Origin of the sequence: Perlucidibaca piscinae DSM 21586 (assembly GCF_000420045.1) — a bacterium.
GTDB classification, from domain to species: Bacteria; Pseudomonadota; Gammaproteobacteria; order Pseudomonadales; family Moraxellaceae; genus Perlucidibaca; species Perlucidibaca piscinae.
This window is the reverse complement of the sequence record NZ_ATUE01000008.1, coordinates 214,336-233,012: the sequence shown is the minus strand read 5'-3', so window position 1 is coordinate 233,012 and position 18,677 is coordinate 214,336. Positions and strand designations below refer to the sequence as shown.

At 64.2% G+C, this 18,677-nt stretch carries 13 protein-coding genes; 9 read left to right on the top strand and 4 right to left on the bottom strand.

The window, feature by feature from the left end; all coding sequences use genetic code 11:
- The first annotated feature begins 420 nt into the window (after positions 1 to 420).
- From F595_RS0110290 to F595_RS0110260, 7 genes are all read left to right on the top strand, one after another.
- Positions 421 to 3,270 carry a ribonucleoside-diphosphate reductase subunit alpha gene (locus tag F595_RS0110290; protein ID WP_026913497.1) on the top strand — a complete coding sequence of 950 codons (2,850 nt, stop codon included), beginning with the start codon at positions 421 to 423 and terminating at the stop codon, positions 3,268 to 3,270.
- Between the two features lie 25 nt (positions 3,271 to 3,295).
- Positions 3,296 to 4,624 (top strand): ribonucleotide-diphosphate reductase subunit beta, encoded by a 1,329-nt coding sequence (locus F595_RS0110285; protein ID WP_026913496.1) that lies wholly within the window; start codon positions 3,296 to 3,298, stop codon positions 4,622 to 4,624.
- 6 nt (positions 4,625 to 4,630) lie between these two features.
- The gene (locus tag F595_RS0110280) at positions 4,631 to 4,951 is read left to right on the top strand and encodes a hypothetical protein (RefSeq protein WP_156873863.1); all 321 of its coding nucleotides are present in this window, start codon (positions 4,631 to 4,633) and stop codon (positions 4,949 to 4,951) included.
- A gap of 208 nt (positions 4,952 to 5,159) precedes the next feature.
- Positions 5,160 to 6,083, top strand: a complete 924-nt coding sequence (locus F595_RS0110275) for an SMP-30/gluconolactonase/LRE family protein (protein ID WP_156873862.1) — start codon at positions 5,160 to 5,162, stop codon at positions 6,081 to 6,083.
- Positions 6,084 to 6,156: 73 nt separating this feature from the next.
- The gene (locus F595_RS0110270; protein ID WP_022956786.1) at positions 6,157 to 7,194 is read left to right on the top strand and encodes an efflux RND transporter periplasmic adaptor subunit; all 1,038 of its coding nucleotides are present in this window, start codon (positions 6,157 to 6,159) and stop codon (positions 7,192 to 7,194) included.
- A gap of 12 nt (positions 7,195 to 7,206) precedes the next feature.
- The gene (locus F595_RS13755) at positions 7,207 to 10,269 is read left to right on the top strand and encodes an efflux RND transporter permease subunit (protein WP_022956785.1); all 3,063 of its coding nucleotides are present in this window, start codon (positions 7,207 to 7,209) and stop codon (positions 10,267 to 10,269) included.
- On the top strand, positions 10,269 to 11,054 hold the full coding sequence (locus tag F595_RS0110260) for a tRNA threonylcarbamoyladenosine dehydratase (RefSeq protein WP_022956784.1): 786 nt from the start codon (positions 10,269 to 10,271) through the stop codon (positions 11,052 to 11,054). The genes F595_RS13755 and F595_RS0110260 overlap by 1 nt, the downstream gene beginning before the upstream one ends.
- 54 nt (positions 11,055 to 11,108) lie before the next feature.
- Here F595_RS0110260 and F595_RS0110255 read toward each other — a convergent pair whose 3' ends face one another.
- The 4 genes from F595_RS0110255 to F595_RS0110240 form a co-directional block, all read right to left on the bottom strand.
- Positions 11,109 to 11,915, bottom strand: a complete 807-nt coding sequence (locus tag F595_RS0110255) for a hypothetical protein (protein ID WP_022956783.1) — start codon at positions 11,913 to 11,915, stop codon at positions 11,109 to 11,111.
- A 95-nt stretch (positions 11,916 to 12,010) separates the two neighbouring features.
- Entirely contained in the window at positions 12,011 to 13,414 is a 1,404-nt protein-coding gene (locus F595_RS0110250; RefSeq protein WP_022956782.1) for an NAD(P)(+) transhydrogenase (Re/Si-specific) subunit beta, read from the bottom strand.
- Between the two features lie 12 nt (positions 13,415 to 13,426).
- The gene (locus tag F595_RS0110245) at positions 13,427 to 13,759 is read right to left on the bottom strand and encodes a proton-translocating transhydrogenase family protein (protein ID WP_051144697.1); all 333 of its coding nucleotides are present in this window, start codon (positions 13,757 to 13,759) and stop codon (positions 13,427 to 13,429) included.
- Positions 13,760 to 13,779: 20 nt separating this feature from the next.
- Positions 13,780 to 14,913, bottom strand: coding sequence for a Re/Si-specific NAD(P)(+) transhydrogenase subunit alpha (locus tag F595_RS0110240; RefSeq protein ID WP_022956780.1), 1,134 nt, complete (start codon positions 14,911 to 14,913; stop codon positions 13,780 to 13,782).
- Between the two features lie 266 nt (positions 14,914 to 15,179).
- On the opposite strand from F595_RS0110240, the gene F595_RS14270 reads away from it, so the two are divergent.
- Together F595_RS14270 and F595_RS13745 are read left to right on the top strand one after the other, a co-directional pair.
- Complete coding sequence (locus tag F595_RS14270; RefSeq protein WP_022956779.1) at positions 15,180 to 16,274, top strand: OmpA family protein; 1,095 nt, start codon at positions 15,180 to 15,182, stop codon at positions 16,272 to 16,274.
- Between the two features lie 26 nt (positions 16,275 to 16,300).
- Positions 16,301 to 18,514, top strand: a complete 2,214-nt coding sequence (locus F595_RS13745; protein ID WP_022956778.1) for a thrombospondin type 3 repeat-containing protein — start codon at positions 16,301 to 16,303, stop codon at positions 18,512 to 18,514.
- The last annotated feature ends 163 nt before the right edge of the window (positions 18,515 to 18,677 follow it).

Genomic DNA, 18,677 nt, shown 5'->3' with positions numbered 1-18,677 from the left:
TTATAGATAGCATACCGTAACCCGTCCGGGCTACCCTCACGGCTCGTCGGCATGCATTGCGAACACAACATCTTGGGGTCGCGTGAAAGCCGCGCCAGCACCGGCCCGGACCCGGTTATCCCCAGTCTGATCCACCTGCCATCCACATCTTGTCCACAGCTTTGCCTGGTCGATGCGCCTGAAAAATCGGCTATGTAGTAGTAGACACCCCATGTGACACACAATATATTGATGGCATCACCTCACGCCGCCACCCATGTGCCCGTCATCGACAGCGCATGTGCACATCCGGTCCGGAGAAACCGGAGTGCCTGGCCAGCGGCCTGAAAACGACAACTGACAACACAAGATATGGTGTTTCCTGCCGGCATGGCAGGAATCCGTCACCCGTTCAACCCCTCATCGCGCGCCGAGGAAGCCATGCAGACAGACATTTTCGCCGAAGTCCAGACCCCCACTCCCCCGACGGCTGGCGACGCCCCGCTGGCACCGGGCCAGCTGCGCGTGATCAAGCGCAATGGCACCGTGGTCGGCTACGACGACAGCAAGATCGCGCTGGCCATCAGCAAGGCCTTCCTGGCGCTGGAGGGCACGGCAGCCGCCTCCTCGGCGCGCATCCACGAAACCGTGGCCCAGCTCACCACCATGGTCAGCAACACCTTCCGCCGCCGCATGCCCACCGGCGGCATGGTGCACATCGAAGAGATCCAGGACCAGGTCGAACTGGCCCTGATGCGCTCCGGCGAACACAAGATCGCCCGCGCCTACGTGCTCTACCGTGACGAGCGCGCCCGCGCCCGTGATGCCGAGGCACCTGCCGTCAAGCATCACCCCAGCCTGCACGTGATCAAGGCCGACGGCAGCCGCGAGCTGCTCGACCTGGGCCGTCTCGAGGCACTGGTCAGCAATGCCTGCGAGGGTCTGACCGGCGTCGAGTCCACCGCCATCGTCGAGGACACCCTGCGCAACCTCTATGACGGCGCCCGCGAAGCCGACATCAACAACGTGCTGGTCATGTGCGCGCGCGTGCTCATCGAGCAGGAGCCGAACTACACCTACGTCACCGCCCGCCTGCTGATGGATCATCTGCGTGCCGAGGCCCTGGAGTTCCTGGGCATTGCCCATGACGCCACCCAGGATGAAATGACGCGCTACTACCCGCAGGCCCTGCCCGCCTACATCCAGCGCGGCATCAGCCTGGAACTGCTGGATCCGGCCCTGGCCGACTACGATCTGGCCCGCCTTGGCGCCGCGCTGAAGCCGGAGCGTGACTTCCAGTTCACCTACCTCGGCCTGCAGACCCTGTACGACCGCTACTTCCTGCACAGCAACGACATCCGTTTCGAGCTGCCGCAGATCTTCTTCATGCGCGTCGCCATGGGTCTGGCCATGCGTGAGCAAGGTGACCGCGAGGCCCGCGCCATCGAGTTCTATGACCTGATGTCGAGCTTCGACTACATGGCCTCGACACCGACCCTGTTCAACGCCGGCACCCTGCGTCCGCAGCTGTCGTCGTGCTACCTGACCACCGTGCCGGACGACCTGCACGGCATCTATGGCGCCATCCAGGACAACGCCATGCTGTCCAAGTGGGCCGGCGGTCTCGGCAACGACTGGACGCCGGTGCGCGCGCTGGGCGCCTACATCAAGGGCACCAACGGCAAGTCGCAGGGCGTGGTGCCCTTCCTCAAGGTCGCCAACGACACCGCGGTCGCCGTCAACCAGGGTGGCAAGCGCAAGGGCGCGGTCTGCGCCTACCTGGAGACCTGGCACCTCGACATCGAGGAGTTCGTCGAGCTGCGCAAGAACACCGGCGATGACCGTCGCCGCACGCACGACATGAACACCGCCAACTGGGTGCCTGATCTGTTCATGAAGCGCGTCTTCGACAACGGCAGCTGGACCCTGTTCTCGCCGTCCGACGTGCCGGATCTGCATGATCTCTACGGCCGCGCCTTCGAGCAGCGCTACACCGAATACGAGCAGATGTGCGACAACGGCCAGATGCGCCTGTACAAGCGTGTCCAGGCCCAGGACCTGTGGCGCAAGATGCTCTCCATGCTGTTCGAGACCGGCCATCCCTGGATCACCTTCAAGGACGTCTGCAACCTGCGTTCGCCGCAGCAGCATGCCGGTGTCGTGCACTCGTCCAACCTGTGCACCGAGATCACGCTGAACACCAGCAAGGACGAGATCGCGGTCTGCAACCTGGGCTCGATCAACCTGGTCAACCACGTCAGCGCCGACGGCCTCGACCAGGCCAAGCTGCGTCGCACCGTGCGCACGGCCGTGCGCATGCTCGACAACGTGATCGACATCAACTACTACGCGGTGAAGGCGGCGGAAACCTCCAACCTGCGTCACCGTCCGGTCGGTCTCGGCATCATGGGCTTCCAGGATGCCCTCTACGTGCAGAAGCTGGCCTACGCCAGCAATGACGCCGTGGTGTTTGCTGACCGCTCGATGGAAGCCATCAGCTACTACGCCATCGAGGCGTCCTGCGAGCTGGCCGCCGAGCGTGGCCGCTACTCCAGCTTCGAGGGCTCGCTGTGGAGCCGCGGCATCCTGCCCATCGACTCGCTGTGGGCGATCGCCGAACACCGTGGCGCCCAGTATGTCGAAGTCGACTTCAGCCAGACCCTGGACTGGGCGACGCTGCGCGAGCAGGTCAAGACCGTGGGCATGCGCAACTCCAATGTCATGGCCATCGCCCCGACGGCGACCATCTCGAACATCTGCGGCGTATCGCAGTCGATCGAGCCGACCTACCAGAACCTGTACGTGAAATCCAACCTGTCGGGCGAGTTCACCGTGGTCAACCCCTACCTGGTGCACGAGCTCAAGGCACGCGGCCTCTGGGACGCGGTCATGGTCAACGACCTCAAGTACTACGAGGGCTCGGTGCAGAAGCTCGACCGCATTCCGGCCGACATGAAGGCCGTCTACGCCACCGCGTTCGAAATCGAGCCGCGCTGGCTGGTCGACTCGGCATCGCGTCGCCAGAAGTGGATCGACCAGGCCCAGTCGCTGAACTTGTATCTGGCCGAAGCTTCCGGCAAGAAGCTCGACATCACCTACCGCATGGCCTGGTACCGTGGTCTCAAGACCACCTACTACCTCCGCGCCATGGGCGCCACGGCCGCCGAGAAGTCCACCGTCTCCGACGGTGCGCTGAACGCGGTCAAGGCCCAGATCGAGGAAATGGTGGAAGCCGCGCCGGTGCCCAAGGCCTGTTCCATCGACAACCCGGACTGCGAAGCCTGTCAATAAGCACACGGCTCTAGGAGAACACAACATGATCAGCTGGGACGACTTCAATGCGGATGACAAGCCCACCCCGAAAGCATCGCCTGCGTCGGCAGGAACTGCGCCGGCAGCTGCGCTCGCAGCAGCTGCGCCGGCACCAGCAGTGGTACCTGCTGCGGCAGCCGCAGCCGGATCTGCCGTTCGTGGACTTGAGGCCCCTGCTGCCATCGTCGACGCCGCCATCCAGCGTGTGAGCAGCGAAGCCCGTGTAGCCGAGGAAGGCTCGGCGCACGAGCGCGCCGCCGCCGCACTCGCCGAACTCGACGTGGCACCGGGCCTGGAAGAGCTGGAGATGGGCGCAGGCCGCATCCAAGTCGATGACAAGCGCATGATCAACTGCCGCGCCGACCTCAATCAGCTGGTGCCGTTCAAGTACGAATGGGCCTGGCAGAAGTATCTCGATGGCTGCGCCAACCACTGGATGCCGCAGGAAGTGAACATGTCCAAGGACGTGTCCATGTGGAAGTCGGCAGACGGCCAGCTCACCGACGACGAACGCCTGATCGTGATGCGTTCGCTGGGCTTCTTCTCCACCGCCGACTCGCTGGTGGCGAACAATCTGGTGCTCGCCATCTACCGCCTGATCACCAACCCGGAGTGCCGCCAGTACATCCTGCGCCAGGCCTTCGAAGAGGCCATCCACACGCATGCCTACCAGTACTGCATCCAGTCGCTGGGCATCGACGAGGGCGAGGTCTTCAACATGTACCGCGAGGTCCCGAGCGTGGCGCGCAAGGCGGCCTGGGGACTGAAGTACACGCAGTCGCTGAGCGATCCGACCTTCAGGACCGGCACGCCGGAAGCGGACCAGAAGCTGCTGCGCAACCTGATCGCGTTCTACTGCGTGCTCGAAGGCATGTTCTTCTACTGCGGCTTCACCCAGATCCTGTCCATGGGTCGCCGCAACAAGATGACCGGTGTTGCCGAGCAGTTCCAGTACATCCTGCGCGACGAGTCCATGCACGTGAACTTCGGCATCGACGTCATCAACCAGATCAAGAACGAGAATCCGCAGCTGTGGACCAAGGCCTTCCAGCTCGAGGTCACCCAGATGATTCTCGAGGGCACGCAGCTGGAGATCGAATACGCGCGCGACACCATGCCGCGTGGCGTGCTCGGCATGAATGCCGCGATGATGGAGGAGTACCTGCAGTTCATCGCCAACCGTCGCCTCGTCCAGCTGGGCTTGCCAGAACAGTTCCCGGGCGTGAAGAATCCCTTCCCGTGGATGTCCGAAATCATGGACCTGCGCAAGGAAAAGAACTTCTTCGAAACCCGCGTCACCGAGTATCAGACCGGTGGCGCACTTGCCTGGTAAGTTGTCATGACCAAGCTGTTAGCAACTCTGGGTCTGGTGGTGCTGCTGGCAGCAGGCGCTGCATTCTGGTGGCAAACGTCGTCGCAACCCGCGACGGCGGACGTGGCCGAACAGGATGCTGTCGTGGCGGCGGCCCCGATCGAAGCCGCCAGCCCGGCACAGGAGCTGGCGCTGACCGAGGAAGCGGTTGACGCCCTCGCCACCGAGAACGCCGAACTGGAGGCACGCATCGCCGATCTGGAGGCACAGAACGCCGATGCTGAAAAACTGATCGCCCTGAAGACCGCCCGTCTGCAGGAGCTGGAAAAAACCCAGCCCGCTCAGTAACGTGGACGACATCCGCAGCCTGCGACCCGGGCTGCCTGATGCGGGGTCATCTGTGCCGACACAGCGCTTCACACGGTCCGTCCTGACCACACTTCTGACTGCAGCGATCAGCGCACTGGCTGCGTCTGTCGCTGCCGCCAGCACGTCACCGCTGCAGGCCAGTCAATGCGAACGCATCAGCACCGGTCCCGGCCCTGACGACATCGCCGTGCAAACGGGCGAAACACCCCGCCTGCTCATCTCCAGCCACGACCGCCGCCGCTTTGTGCGACCGGGTGACATCTACGCATACACCCCCTCCGCACGCGAAATGGTGGTGCTCAAGCGCACCGGCGAGCCCGAGGGATTCCGCTTGCGCCCGCATGGCATCGACCTGGTGCAGCGTCAGGGCCGCTGGTGGCTGTATGTGGTCAGCCATGACCGCGAGCTGATCAGTGATCAGCACAGCCTGATGATCTACGAGGTGGATGGCGATACCCTGCGCTTCCACAAGCAGCTGCTGTCACCCTTGCTGAGTGCGCCCAATGACGTGGCCGTGGCTGACAACGGCGACATCTATGTCACCAACGAACGTCGTGACGGTGCCAGCATCATCGAATGGCTGCTGCTGCAGCAGAAGGCCACGGTAGCCATGTATCGCGCCGGCCAGGGCTGGCAGCTGGCCGCCGAAGGCCTGGCCATCGCCAACGGCATCGTCATTGACGGCAACACGGTCTGGGTCACGCAGACGCTTGGCGAAGGCATGGTGCGCTACAGCCGGCAAGCGGATGGCAAGCTGGCCCAGGCCACCCAGCTGACCAGCCTGTCGCTGCTCGACGGCCTCAGCGAGAGCCGGCCAGGCTACCTGCTGGCCACCAGCTATCCTTCCCTGATCGGCCTCGGGCTGCACTGGCAGCGTCAGCGCTCGCGCGCACGCACCGTGGTCCACGAGGTCAACACGCAAAGCGGCAGTCACCGCATCGTGTTCTCCGACCCGGGTACCGGCATCAACGCCGTCAGCAGCGCCCGTCGCATGGGCGATCGCCTGTATCTCGGCCAGCTCTTCGATCCCTACCTGCTCAACTGCCCGTGGCCAGGCAGCAACGGCAACCCCGCCGATTCACGCGACGACAAGCCCGCTGCCAACAACTGAGGCGACGCTGTCACCGCCTCGCGAGACGCTGTGCTATGGTCGACCGGACAGTTCTTCTGCCGGATCCCGCCACATGCTGCTGCGCCCGCTCCCCTTGCTGGTTCTCGCCCTGGTCCTGACTGCCTGCGACTCCTCTGAGCCCCCTTCTGCGGCAGATGAGCGCAAGCCGGTGCGCGTGCTTGTCGCCGGCACGGAAACAGCAGCCGCGCACATACGTGCCACCGGGCTGGTGGCCAGCCAGGAGGAGGCTCGCCTCGGCTTCAAGACGGGGGGAGTGATCACGGCCATGCTGGTCGACGCTGGCGATCGCGTGCAACGCGGCCAGACGCTGGCACGGCTGGATGCCACCGAGCTCGAAGGCGCCGTACGCCAGGCGGCAGCGCACCAGGAAAGGGCCGCCCGCGATGTGTCGCGTGCCGAGAAGCTCTATGAACAGGGCGTGATCGCCGAACAGCAGGTGCAGGATGCCCGCACCCAGCTTGCCGTGCTCAATGCCACGCTGGCCAGTGCCCGCTTCAACCGCCAGCAGGCGACGATCACCGCACCCGGCCCGGGCATCGTGCTGCAGCGGCTGGCAGAAGCGCGCGAAGTGGTTGCCCCTGGCGCCCCGGTACTGGTGGTCAGCCGCGATGATCTGGGCTGGACACTCAAGGCCGGCCTGGGCGAGCAGACAGCGACCCGCATCCGCGTCGACGACCCGGCCGAGATCGTGCTCAAGGCCTATCCGGAGCGGCGCCTGACCAGCCGCGTGCAGGACATCGCCGGCGCCACGGATCGCCAGACCGGTACCGTCAGCATCACCCTGCCCCTTCCCGCCAGCGCCGGCGTGCAGTACCGGGCGGGACTGGTCGGCGAGGCGATACTGCGACCGACCCCGATCCGTGGCGAACAGCTGAGCCTGCCGCTGGGCGCCCTGCTGGAAGCGGATGGTCGCCAGGCGCGCATTTTCGTGATCGGTCCCCGGCAGACCGCAAGCCTACGCACCGTGACGCTGGGTGACATCAACGCGGATCGCGTGGTGATCCTGGCCGGCCTGAAAGCTGGCGAACGTGTCGTCAGCGAAGGCGCCGCCTGGCTGAATGCCGGCGATCACGTGCGCATCCTGCGCTGAGGCCGCCCGATCATGCGCCTGGCAGCCTTCTCGGTTCGCAACTTCCAGTTCACCCTGGTGCTGTTCGCGCTGCTGTCGGCGGTCGGCTGGCATGCCTGGCAGAACATCCCGCGCGGCGAGGATCCGCACTTCCCGATCCCGGTGGTCACCGTGGTGGCGGTCTATCCCGGTGCCGATCCGGCCGACATGGAGAAACTGGTCGCCGATCCGCTGGAAGACGCCATCAACCGCATCGATGACGTCAAGAACATCTGGAGCGACAGCGAGGACGGACTGGCCATCGTCCGTGTCGAATTCGACTGGAGCAAGGATCCGGAAAAGAAGTACGACGAGGCCCTGCGCGAGATCAATGCCGTGCGTGCGGAGCTGCCGGACGGTCTGGCCAGCCTGGACATCACCAAGGCCAGCCCGGGCCTGGTCAACATCCTGCAACTGGCGCTGGTCGGACCCAACGGTGATCCACGCGCCATGCGCGAGGTGGCAGAGCGTCTGCAGGATCGCCTCGAGCAGGTCAAGGGCATACGCGAGGTCGAACTCTGGGGACTGCCGGAAGCCGAGGTGCAGATCGCGCTGGACCTGGCACGGCTTGCGCAGTACCGCATCCCGGTCAGCCGCGTTGCCGACATCCTGGCCAGCGAGAACCGCAACATACCCGGTGGCGCCATCGAGGCCGGCAGCCGTCGCCTCAATGTGCGCACCACCGGCAGCTACCAGTCGCTGGACGAGATCGCCGACACCGTGATCAGCAGCGATGGCGGGCGCATCCTGCGCCTGGGCGATGTCGCCAGCGTGACCTGGGGCTATGCGGAAGAGACCCACCGCACCCGCTTCCAGGGCCGCCAGGCGCTCTTCATCACCGTCAACCAGAAGGATCAGCAGAACATCTTCGCCGTGCGCGATGCCGCCATGGCCGAGATCGAGAGTTTCCGGAAAACCCTGTCGCCGGACTACCGTCTGGAAGTCGGCTTTGACCAGTCGCGCAATGTCGACAAGCGCCTCGGCCGCCTCGCCACCGACTTCATGATCGCCATCGGCCTGGTCATGATCACCCTGCTGCCGCTGGGACTTCGCGCGGCCGGCGTGGTCATGGTGTCGATCCCGCTGTCGATGGCCATGGGCATGGCGATGCTGCACTTCAGCGGCTTCTCGCTGAACCAGCTGTCCATTGCCGGCTTCGTGCTGGCCCTGGGCCTGCTGGTCGACGACTCCATCGTGGTGACCGAGAACATCGCCCGCCACCTGCGTCTGGGCTACAGCCGCAGCCAGGCCGCGATTGTCGCGACACGGCAGATCAGTCTCGCCGTGCTCGGCTGCACCGCGACCCTGCTGTTCGCCTTTCTGCCCCTGTTCTTTCTGCCGGAAGGCGCCGGCAAGTTCATACGCTCGCTGCCTGCGGCCGTTGCCTACACCGTGCTGGCCTCGCTGCTGGTCTCGTTCACCATCATTCCCTTCCTCGCCAGCCGCTGGCTGAAACGCGACGAGCACCCCGACGGCAATCGCCTGCTGCAGGCCGTGATGCAGGGCATCCATCGTGTCTACCGGCCGTTGCTGCACTGGTCGCTGACGCATCCGCGCAAGACCCTCGGGCTGGCCGGCACCGGCTTTGTCGCCACCCTGGCGCTGGTGCCCGGACTGGGCTTCAGCCTGTTTCCGAACGCCGACGTGCCGCAATTCCTGATCACCGTGGAAACGCCACAGGGCAGCTCGCTGGAAGAGACCGACCGCGCCGTGCGCCACGTCGAATCGGTGCTGCTGGCCGCGCCGGAGGTGCAGACGGTGTTCGCCAATGCCGGACGCGGCAACCCGCGCGTGTTCTACAACGTGTTTCCGCGCGAGACCCGGGCCAACGTCGGCGACCTGTTCGTGCAGTTGAAGCGCTATGACGGCACGACGACACCCGGTTTTCATCAGAGCCTGCGCAAGACATTTGCCGACTATCCCGGCGCACGCATCATCGTGAAACCCTTCGTCAACGGTCCGCCCATCGACGCGCCCATCGCCATCCGCCTGATCGGACCGGAGCTGGATACCCTGCGCGAACTGGCCCTGCAGCTGGAACAGACCATGGCCGCGCTGCCGGGCACACGCGACGTGGTGAATCCGGTTCGTCTGCTGCGCACCGATCTGGATCTGGGCATAGACAGCACCAGGGCCTCGCTGCTCGGCATTGCCTCGGCCGAGGTTGACCGCACCGCGCGCCTTGCCATTGCCGGCGAGACCGTGGGGGACTTTCGCGAAGCCGACGGCGACGAATTTCCCATACGCCTGCGTCTGCCCTTGCAGGACGGTCATGCGCGTCTCGCCAACCTCGAGCAGATCTACCTGAACTCGGCCAGTGGCGCGGCCGTGCCGCTGCAGCAACTGGCCAGCCCGGCCTTTGCCACCGCCCCCAGCCGCATCGCCCATTACCAGCGCCAGCGCTCGGTCATGGTGAGCAGCTACGTCAGGGACGGCTACAACACCGAGAAGGTCACCGCCGCACTGATCGAGCGGCTGGATGCCATGACCTGGCCGGAAGGCTATCGCTACAAGGTCGCCGGTCAGGTCGAGGCTCGCGAGGAGAGCTTTGGCGGCATCGAGACGGCTGCCCTGGTGGCGGTGTTCGGAATCCTTGCCGTGCTGATCCTGGAGTTCGGCAGCTTTCGCAGCACCGCCATCGTGGCGGGCGTGATTCCGCTCGGCATCATGGGTGGCCTGATCGCCCTGTTCTGCGCCGGACTGACCATCTCCTTCACCGCCATGATCGGCTTCATCGCCCTGATCGGCATCGAGATCAAGAACTCCATCCTGCTGGTCGACTTCACCAACCAGCTGCGTGAACAGGGCAAGGGATTGCTGGAGGCCATCCAGGAGGCTGGCGAGATCCGCTTCCTGCCCATCCTGCTGACTTCACTGACCGCCATTGGCGGCCTGCTGCCGCTGGCCCTGCAGGGCTCGCCGCTGTATGCCCCGCTGGCCTGGGTGATCATCGGCGGTCTGCTATCATCCACCTTCCTCGCGCGTCTGGTGACGCCGGTGATGTATCTGGTGATGGCGCCACCGCTGCGCCCGCCTGTCGATGACGAGACTGCCTGATGAGCGCTGAACCCCTGCCGAGCCATGACGACGACCAGCAACGCCGCTTCGTCGGGGTCGCTCGCGTCTATGGCGAACAGGCCTTGGGCCGCCTGAGCACCTCGCATGCCGTGGTTGTCGGGCTTGGCGGGGTCGGATCCTGGGCGGCCGAGGCACTGGCCCGCCAGGGACTGGGGCGTATCACCCTGATCGATCTGGACGTGATTGTCCCGTCCAACGTCAATCGCCAGCTGCATGCCCTGACCGAGCACTTCGGACGCGGCAAGGCCGAGGCCATGGCAGAGCGTCTGCGTGGCATCAACCCGCGCGCCGAGATCCGCGTCATCGATGACTTCCTGACCCGTGACAATGCCGCCGACTGCCTGAGCCCTCAGCCGGACATCATTCTCGACTGCTGTGACGATGCCAAGGCCAAGCTCACCCTGGTGCTGCATGCGCGCCGGCATCGCAACGTCCTGGTGGTCTGCGGCGCCGCTGGCGGCAAGATCGATCCGACCCGCCTCGCCGTCGAGGACCTCGCGCGCACCGAACAGGATCCCTTGCTGGCGCGCCTGCGCAAGCGACTGCGCAAGCATCACGGCTACCCGGAAGAGCCTGGCAAGTCGTTCGGCATCACCTGCATCTATTCGGACGAACCCATTCACGCGCCGGATGGCGTCTGCGACACAGGGGCAGCGCTGTCATGTGCCGGCTACGGATCGGTGGTGACGGTCACGGCCAGCATGGGACTGCTCGCCGTCAGCACCGCCATTGCCCAGCTGCTGAGGCGAAGCCGGCGCACCTGAAAAAACGAAGAGGCCCGCAGGCCTCTTCGCGCATCACGACATCAACGACGTGACTTATTTAGCCGGTGCGCAATCCGCCATGGCGCCTGCATTTTCAGCCACGGCAGCCGCCGTGCCGGCCACTTCAGCACTGACACCCGGCACCATGCCCGACTTCAGCATGTTGCCCGCCATCTTGCCGAACATGCCGCCCAGGCCAGCCGTTTTCGACTGCGCCGGCTGGCAGGGGGTCGTGGCAGCAGCTGGCGCCTGGGCAGACACCTGGGCCTGGGCTTGTGCCTGAAGCTGAGCCTGGGCCGCTGCCAGTGCCTGCGCCTGGGCTGCCTGGTACTGCGCGCGCTGGGCCGATGTCATGGCATTCACGCGTGATTGCGCCAGTGCCTGCAGCTGTTGCGGCGTCAATGACGGTGCCTGCGACAGGACCTGGAGCTGCTGGGCCGTGATGCCTTGCTTGATCAGGGCCTGCTGCTGGGCAACGCTCAACTGGGCCGACACGCCATAGCTGCCAGCCGATGCCTCGGCATAGGCCTGTGCCAGAGCCTGCTGCTGAGCTGGTGTCAGCGTGGTGCCGCTGGCCTGGGCGCGTGCCTGCAGAAGCAGGCCAAGATTCTTCTGGATGGTCGCCGGATCACTGCCCAGGTTGGCCTGGGCCTGCACCGCCGCCTGGGCCGATGCATTCGCCGCAGCCTGTGCAGCCGCCTGCTGAGCAGCCTGGGTTGCGGCTTGCTGAGCTTGCGGAGTCGTCACGCCAGCCTTCTGGGCCGCAATGTTGGCCGCCGCGTTGATCAGACCGCTCCAGTCAGCCCACAGTGCCGGAGAGGCCAGCAGAATGGCCGATGCCAGCAGAGTCTTCTTCATCATGATTCCTTCTCCGGGAAACGGAACACAAAAAACAAAGGGTATTGGTGCTGCCACCAATACCCTTTGCGTGAAGCGCTTGCAAGCAGTCCGGGCGCTTAGTGACCGCCGCCCGTCACGCCCTTGACCATGTCCTCGAGCACCTTCTTGGCATCGCCAAAGATCATCATCGACTTGTCCATGTAGAATAGGTCGTTGTCGAGACCGGCGTAACCGGCAGCCATCGAGCGCTTGATCACCATGACGGTGCGTGCGCGATGGGCTTCCAGGATGGGCATGCCGTAGATCGGCGAGCTCGGGTCATCCTTGGCAGCCGGGTTGACCACGTCGTTGGCGCCGATCACCAGCACCACGTCGGTGGACGCGAAGTCGCTGTTGATCTCTTCCATTTCGCAGACGTCCTCGTAGGGCACGTCAGCTTCGGCCAGCAGCACGTTCATGTGACCCGGCATACGACCGGCCACCGGGTGAATGGCGTAGCGCACGGTGACGCCCTGCTCCTTGAGCACGGTGGCCAGTTCCTTGACGGCATTCTGGGCACGGGCCTGGGCCAGGCCGTAACCGGGCACGATCACCACGGAGTCGGCGTTGGCCATCATGAAGGCGGCATCTTCCGCGGAACCGGACTTGTAGTTCTTTTCCTTGCCGTCACCCTCGCCGCCGGCAGCCGCGGAGGCCGTGCCGAAGCCGCCGAACAGCACGTTCAGCAGCGAGCGGTTCATGGCCTTGCACATGATGTAGGACAGGATGGCACCCGACGAACCCACCAGCGAGCCGGCGATGATCAGCATCGAGTTGCTGAGCGTGAAGCCGATGCCGGCAGCAGCCCAGCCCGACAGCGAGTTCAGCAGCGACACCACCACCGGCATGTCACCACCACCGATCGGCGCGATCCAGAAGTAGCCGAACACCAGCGCGATGGCGGTCATGATCAGGAAGGAGCTGACCGATTCAGTGACGAAGTAGTGCACGCCGAAACCGATCATGGCCAGGAAGAGGGCAGCCTGAACCGGCTTCACCCAGGCGCCCTTGAGCGGCTTGGCACCCAGCTTGGCGGACAGCTTGCCCCAGGCGATGACCGACGCGGTGAAGGTCACGGCACCGACGAAGCAACCCACGAACAGCTCGAAGCGGTGCACGCCGTCCTTGCTGAAGTCCGGGTTGAACACGGCCGCGATGGCGATCAGCACGGCAGCCAGACCGACCAGCGAGTGCATCATGGCCACGGTTTCGGGCATCTGGGTCATCGGCACGGTACGTGCGCGATGGATGCCGATGATGGCACCCAGCACCATGGCACCGACGATCAGGCCCAGGGCCGGGCTCGGCGCCACGAAGAACGTGGTGGCGATGGCCAGCGCCATGCCGATCATGCCGTAGCGGTTGCCCATGATCGCGGTCTTCGGACCGGACAGGCCGCGCAGGGTCAGAATGAAGAGAACCGCACCGACCAGGTAGGCCCAGTCAGCGTGTTGCGCGAGGCTGTTGACGAGAGAATCCATCGAATCGGCTCCTTACTTCTTCTTCTTGAACATGTCGAGCATGCGTTCGGTGACCGCGAAGCCGCCGAAGATGTTGATGCTCGCCAGAAGAACGGCGACAGCGCCGAGAATGGTGGTCAGGGTGATCTCGCCATCAAAGGTGACGGCCTGCAGCATGGCGCCGACAACAATGATGCCGGAGACGGCATTGGTAACGGCCATCAGCGGCGTGTGCAGCGCCGGGGTGACGCTCCAGACCACGTAGTAGCCGACGTAGATCGCCAGCACGAAAATGGTGAAGACGCTGACGAAAGGAACGCCGGCGGCATGTTCAACGGCCTCGACGGCCTGGGTTGCAACAGTCATGTCCATGTCGGAACTCCGGATCAATTCGGCTTCTTGTAGACGACGGTGCCGGCATCGACGACCAGCGTCGGCTTGACCATGTCGTCCTCGCGGGCCAGCACCAGCTCCTTCTTCTCCTTGTCGAACATGGGCGACAGGAAGTTGAGCATGTTGCGGGCATAGAGTGCGGAGGCCTCGGTGGCCACCAGCGCCGGGATGTTGCCGATGCCGACGATACGCACGCCGTTCTCGGTGACCACGGTCTGATCCAGCGCGGAACCTTCGACGTTGCCGCCGCTGCCCACCGCCATGTCGACGATGACCGAGCCCGGCTTCATCTTGGCCACGGTATCGGCTTTGACCAGCACCGGTGCCTTGCGACCCGGAATCTGGGCGGTGGTGATGACGATGTTGGCTGCAGACACGGCCTTGTCGACGACAGCGGCCTGGTCACGAATGTACTCCGGCGACGGGGTCCAGGCATAACCGCCGGTACCCAGGGCCTTGGCCTTCTCTTCATCGGACATCGGCACATCCAGCCAGCGACCGCCCAGCGATTCGACCTGGTCACGGGTAGTCGGACGCAGGTCGGAGGCTTCCACCACGGCACCCAGGCGCTTGGCGGTTGCAATGGCCTGCAGACCGGCCACGCCGACGCCGAGAATGACAACCCGGGCCGGCTTGATGGTACCGGCAGCGGTCATCATCATCGGGAACAGGCCGGCATACTCGTTGGCGGCCATCAGCACGGCCTTGTAGCCGGCGAGGTTGGCTTGGGAGGACAGGATGTCCGAGCTCTGCGCGCGGGTGATGCGCGGGATCAGCTCCATCGCCACGCAGGTCAGGCCACGCGCGGCATAGGCATCAAGATGCGGGTTGGCGTGCGGGGCAAAAGCCGCCAGTACAGTGGCGCCCTGCTTGATCAGGGCAGCCTCGTCGGCGGTCGGCGCAGTCACGCGAAGCACGAAGTCAGCATTGCCGACAGTGTCGGCGGCGGTGGCGGCAATCTTTGCACCAGCGGCCTCGTAGGCGGCATCGGTGCAGCTGGCAGCGAGGCCGGCACCGGCCTGCACCACCACATCCAGACCCATGGCCACGAACTTCTTCACGGTTTCCGGGGTGGCTGCGACGCGTGTTTCGCCGGCCAGCGTTTCCGCGGGAATACCAATCTGCATGGTCAGTCCTCTTGTAATGGCTTCCATTCGCCCCGGGGCAAACGGACTTGAACGGTGCAGGCACGAGGGTGGGTGCCCGCACAAACCGGCGGATTGTACGGCATTCAATACGCCTTTTGTCGAGTGACCGACGGGTTTTTTGCCATTACAAAGAACCAACAAATCTTGTCAAAACACGCGCTAATGACGGTCACCGTTTACAAAACTCGTGCTAAATTCAGACCCAAACGGATTGATTAGAAAAAGAACTTTCACGAGGGAATGCCATGACTACATTCAAGCAGAAGCTGTTGTGCAGCCTGATCTGCGCCCTGCCCCTGCAGGCAATCGCCGAAGAAGCCGCCACGCCACCAGCTGCCGGGCTCTACCACATCTACATGGGTGCGCTGTACAGCCACACCGACAACAGCCGCGACCTGGTCAAGTACGGTCGCGGCTTCACCGGTGCACTGGGCATTCCGCTGAACTTCCTGCCCGGCCTGCACCTGGAGCTGGGTGGCAGCACCCAGACCCTGGTCACCGATGACAGTCTCGCCACCAACTTCTTCCGTCACGAAGTGACGGGCTCGCTGATGTACTCCTTTGGCGACCGGGACCACCTGACCCCGTTCGTGCGCGCCGGCATCGGCATGGTTCGCCTGGATACCGACATCGAGAACACCAACGACTTCACCGCACACATCGGTGCCGGTCTCACCCACCTGCTCTGGAACGGCGTGCGTGGCCGCGCCGAACTGCGCGGTGTCTATGACGAGAGTGATCCGGACTCCGTATTCGATGGCGTGATCAGCGTGGGCGTTGAAGTGCCGTTGGGCCGCAAGGAAATCGTCGAGGTAAAGTCCCCGCCCCCACCGGCTGAAATCATCGAGCGCCAGGTTGAGGTGATCAAGGAAGTTGCGCCGGTTGACAGCGATGGCGACCGCATCGCCGATGCCGACGACAAGTGCCCGGGCACCTTGGCCGGCATCCGCACCGACAACACCGGCTGCGCGATTGCCCAGAGCATCACCCTGGGCAACATCCAGTTCGAGACCAACAAGGCCGTTCTCACTGACGCCAGCATGGAAACCATCCGCAGCGCGGCATCCTTCTTTGCCCAGCAGCCCAACCTGCGCGCGATCATCGCCGGCCATACCGACGATGTCGGTGCCGACAAGCACAACCTGCGCCTGTCCCAGGCACGCGCCGAAGCGGTTGTTCGTGCACTGGCCACTGAAGGCCTGGACGCATCCCGCTTCCGCCCGGTCGGGCTGGGTGAAAGCATGCCGGCTGTCGCCAACGACAGCGTCGAGAATCGCGCCCTGAATCGCCGTGTCGAGTTCATGCTCAGCACGGGCGCATCGGGCGCAGCAAGCAACTGAGTCTGCCACGGGAAGGACAACAGACCATGAACATCAAACACGGAAAAGTCCTGCTGCTGGCAGGCTTTGCAGCGGTCTCGCTGACATTGGCGGGCTGCGATGATGCGAAGAACGGGAGCCGAGACAACGGCTCGCCGACACAGCCGGAAATCGACAACGACGCCGACAATGACACGGTGCTCGACAACGTCGACAACTGCCGCACTGTCTTCAATCCCCTGCAGGAAAATGCTGATGGCGATGCTGCCGGCGATGCCTGCGACTCGGACGATGACAACGACGGCACGCCGGACGGGGAAGACAGCTGTCCGCTCGTTCAGGGCACAGGCGCTGTCTGCGCCAATGACACGGATGGTGACACCATCCCTGACAGTACTGACAACTGCCGTGCCATCCGCAACACCAACCAGCTCGACAGCGACAGCGATGGCTTGGGCGACGCCTGTGACGACTCCGACAGCGACGGCTTCGTCGATGCGGCGGACAACTGCCCGCTGGTGGCGAACCCCAGCCAGCTGGATACCGATGGCAATGGCGAAGGCGATGCCTGCGACGGCGATCTCGATGGCGACACCATTGCCAACGACAGCGACAACTGCCCGCTGATTGCCAATACCAGCCAGCTGGATGCCGACAATGACGGACGCGGCAACGCTTGCGATACCGACAACGATGGTGACGGCATCGATGACACCAGTGACAACTGCCCGAATGTCGCCAACCCGGATCAGAAGAACCTGTTCGGTACCGCGAAGGGCGATGCTTGCGAAGACTCTGACAACGACGGCACCAATGACAACATTGACTTGTGCCCCGGCATCAGCGCGCCGCAGATCGACACTGACGGTGACGGCCGCGGCAACGACTGCGACGACGACAAGGATGGTGACACTGTCCTGAATGGTGCTGACAACTGCCCGCTGGTGGCGAATACCAATCAGGCCGACCTGGACAATGACGGCATCGGTGACGCCTGCGACAGCAACTTCGATGGCGACAACGTCGGCAACGAAACGGACAATTGCCCGTTCGTTCCGAACAACGACCAGGCCGACCAGGACAAGGACGGCATCGGTGATGCCTGCGACAGCACGTTCACCTGCGGTCCGGACACCGAGTTCGGCGACTGCCCGACCACGCCCGAGATCCGCACCGGGTACACCTGCACCTCTGGCGCTCCGGCCGGCAGCACCGTGACCGCGATCAAGACCGGCGGGCTCTGCCAGCTGGGCAGCCTGCTGCTGAACGGCTCGCTGGTCGACATCTGCGGCGTTTCTTCGCCGGCCTCGGCCGCCGATGGCAATCTCGACACGTTCTCCGGCGTGACAAACTCGGTGGCGCTGGCTGACGGCCTGTTCACCGACGGCGCCCTCACCGGCCAGGTCGGTGTCGAAGTCAGCTTCGCCAGCCAACAGCCGGCGAATTCGCTCGCAGCCTTCGTGGTGCGCGTACCGCGCAGCCTGGTCGAGCTCAGCCTCGGCAAGGGCATCACGGTGACCACCGATGGCGGTGAGCAGTTCGGCGGCCTGGAACAGACGGGTGGTTTTGCCCTGGAGCTGCTGAACAACGGCTATGACGGCAACACGGATCCGCTGGGTGTCGACAACCTGACCAGCCAGACTCCGAAGTACGTGATCGGCGGTTACGCCACACGTCCCTTCAGCAAGCTGTCGATCACCGTGGGCGGCGCGCTGTCGGTTGATCTGGGAACCTCCATCGAGGTCTATGACACCTGCAGCGATCTGACCACAGGTGCGCCGGCACCGGGCATCAGCGATGGCGGCCTGCCGCTGCCTGGTGCCGATGGCGGCCTGCCCATCCCGATGCCGGAGGGTGACAATCCTCTGGCAGATGGCCTGGCACTGGTCACCGAACCATTGGGCGATGCACTGGCACCGCTGACCAGTCAACTGGATCCGGTTGCCGACCCGCTCACGGAGGCGCTCAGTGACAATCTGGGCGACACCCCGCTGGGCTTCGTGGCCGACGCCGCTGACAGTCTGCTGAACGGGGCTTCAGATGAGCCTGGCAGCGGACCCGAAGCCATGATCATTGAGCTCTTCGAGCCGTTTATTGCGGCCTTTGAAAGCCTCATGCCGGAGGGTGGCATACCAGAAGCACCGCAGACCGCCTTTGAAGAGCTCATCGACAGTTTCATGGAGTTCGCTGGTCAGGAATTCCTGGTAGAGCCGGGTACGGTAGGTGGCTTGCTGGGCTTCTCGTTCAATGGCGGTGCGTGACACATTCGCCCGTCATGTCATGCATGAAAAAAGCGCCAACTGGCGCTTTTTTCATGCATCACAAGAAGGTCATCGTGGTTGCCGGTACAGACGATAGATACCATGCAATGGCCGCCAGACTGCCCAGGCAATGACCACGGCACGCAACACTGAACGGAGCTCG

Bases quoted from the DNA above. Each gene is read 5' to 3' on its own strand.
- F595_RS0110260 (WP_022956784.1), top strand. From the start codon at position 10,269: ATGAGCGCTGAACCCCTGCCGAGCCATGACGACGACCAGCAACGCCGC.
- F595_RS0110280 (WP_156873863.1), top strand. From the start codon at position 4,631: ATGACCAAGCTGTTAGCAACTCTGGGTCTGGTGGTGCTGCTGGCAGCA.
- F595_RS0110270 (WP_022956786.1), top strand. From the start codon at position 6,157: ATGCTGCTGCGCCCGCTCCCCTTGCTGGTTCTCGCCCTGGTCCTGACT.
- F595_RS13755 (WP_022956785.1), top strand. From the start codon at position 7,207: ATGCGCCTGGCAGCCTTCTCGGTTCGCAACTTCCAGTTCACCCTGGTG.
- F595_RS14270 (WP_022956779.1), top strand. From the start codon at position 15,180: ATGACTACATTCAAGCAGAAGCTGTTGTGCAGCCTGATCTGCGCCCTG.
- F595_RS0110255 (WP_022956783.1), bottom strand. From the start codon at position 11,915: ATGATGAAGAAGACTCTGCTGGCATCGGCCATTCTGCTGGCCTCTCCG.
- F595_RS0110290 (WP_026913497.1), top strand. From the start codon at position 421: ATGCAGACAGACATTTTCGCCGAAGTCCAGACCCCCACTCCCCCGACG.
- F595_RS0110240 (WP_022956780.1), bottom strand. From the start codon at position 14,913: ATGCAGATTGGTATTCCCGCGGAAACGCTGGCCGGCGAAACACGCGTC.
- F595_RS13745 (WP_022956778.1), top strand. From the start codon at position 16,301: ATGAACATCAAACACGGAAAAGTCCTGCTGCTGGCAGGCTTTGCAGCG.
- F595_RS0110250 (WP_022956782.1), bottom strand. From the start codon at position 13,414: ATGGATTCTCTCGTCAACAGCCTCGCGCAACACGCTGACTGGGCCTAC.
- F595_RS0110285 (WP_026913496.1), top strand. From the start codon at position 3,296: ATGATCAGCTGGGACGACTTCAATGCGGATGACAAGCCCACCCCGAAA.
- F595_RS0110245 (WP_051144697.1), bottom strand. From the start codon at position 13,759: ATGACTGTTGCAACCCAGGCCGTCGAGGCCGTTGAACATGCCGCCGGC.